Consider the following 1,551-nt stretch of genomic DNA (forward strand, 5'->3'; position numbering starts at 1 on the left):
GAAAAGGGCATCCCGCAGTATTCAATACTGATCAGGGAAGTCAGTTAAGCGCGGTGGCATTTACCAACGTCCTTAATGACCACAATATTCAAATCAGCATGGATGGACGCGGCCGGGTATACGATAACATCTTCATTGAGAGGCTGTGGCGCAGTGTCAAGTACGAAGAAGTGTATCTGCATGATTATCAGGATGGATTTGAAGCCTATCGGCGACTAAGTCAGTATTTTGAGTTCTACAACCAGGAGAGACCACACCAGGCGCTCAATTATCGGACACCAGTGGAGATGTATTCCAGCGGATTCGGCTCTGAAGTAAAAGCAGATTATCTGAAAAAAGCACAATGAAAAATTGGGAAAAATCGAAATTTAGAAAAACCAATATTGCTTTGACTGGCTTGATCTTGAGCATGCTTCAGGTGCTCTGCTCAAGCCAGTCAAAAAGACCAGTTCGGCGATGAGAAAATACACTTATAAAACAGGCTTTTTGATTCCAGCTAATGGGGGAAACCTAATACATCATTTCTATTACCGACCGCCCAACTGGAAAATCCGACATTATTCGGACACCGATTCCGATATGATTCGGACAGTGATTCCGGAGGCATTCGGACAGCGATTCCGAAAAACATTCGGACACTTTAGCGTGCTCAATCGGAATCTTTTTTCAAAAATGGTTGGCGACACATTCGGTGCTCTGTTTTCTTTGGATTACCTTTTGACGTTTTATAATAACGTTAAAAGGAGAATGTATCAAAATGCAAAGGAGACTGCGAATGTCGGAAATTGAGAAAATTGTCCAGTTGAAGAGGCAGAGCGGATTATCGATACGGCAGATTAGTCAGGCATTGAATTTACGGAAGTCCACGGTATCGGATTATCTCAGACGCTTCAGGGAATCGGGACTGACTTTGGAAAGATTGAAAGAACTCAGCGATCAGCAACTGATTCAGGCGTTATTTCCAGAAAAGGTTTCAACGGAACGAACGAGTCGTGCCGAGATGCCGGATTTCGGTTGGATGCATACGGAGTTAAAGAAGCGCCATGTCACACGGCAATTGCTCTGGGAGGAATATCGACAAGGCAATCCAGACGGTTCTGGATATGGTTACAGCCAGTATTGTCAACTGTATCGGGATTGGTCAAAGACCCTGAGTATTTCCATGCACCAAATTCACAAAGCCGGACAGAAGATGTTTGTGGATTTTTCGGGACTGAAAGGCGAAGTCGCCGATTCCAGAACCGGAGAAATCACAGAGGTTGAGATATTTGTGGCGGCGTTAGGCGCCAGTGGCTACACGTATGCGGAAGCCGTACGGGATCAGAGAAAGCCCTCTATTATCACTGCTCATAATCATGCTTTTGAATATTTTGGTGGTGTTACTGAAATGATCATTCCGGATAATATGAAAGCGGCGGTCAATCGGGCTGACAAATACGATCCGGATTTAAACGAGACCTATCAGGATATGGCTGAATATTATGGGACGGTTGTTTTGCCCGCCCGTCCTTATCACCCCAAAGACAAACCTAAAGTTGAGTTGTCTGTAAA

General features: G+C 44.7%; 3 protein-coding genes. All 3 read left to right on the forward strand.

Annotation, left to right across the window (positions count from 1 at the left end):
* A partial coding sequence (locus COT43_06290; GenBank protein ID PIS28471.1) for an IS3 family transposase occupies positions 1-347 on the forward strand: 347 nt, incomplete at its 5' end.
* A gap of 109 nt (positions 348-456) precedes the next feature.
* Positions 457-789 (forward strand): hypothetical protein, encoded by a 333-nt coding sequence (locus COT43_06295; protein PIS28472.1) that lies wholly within the window; start codon positions 457-459, stop codon positions 787-789.
* Positions 776-1,551: IS21 family transposase (locus COT43_06300; protein PIS28473.1), on the forward strand; the 776-nt coding region annotated here is incomplete at its 3' end. The genes COT43_06295 and COT43_06300, both read left to right, overlap by 14 nt.

The sequence above is a fragment of the Candidatus Marinimicrobia bacterium CG08_land_8_20_14_0_20_45_22 genome (assembly GCA_002774355.1).
Taxonomy (GTDB): Bacteria; Fidelibacterota; UBA2242; order UBA2242; family UBA2242; genus 0-14-0-20-45-22.

Excerpts from the sequence above, each read along its gene's own strand:
- COT43_06295 (PIS28472.1), top strand. The coding sequence starts at position 457 with ATGAGAAAATACACTTATAAAACAGGCTTTTTGATTCCAGCTAATGGG.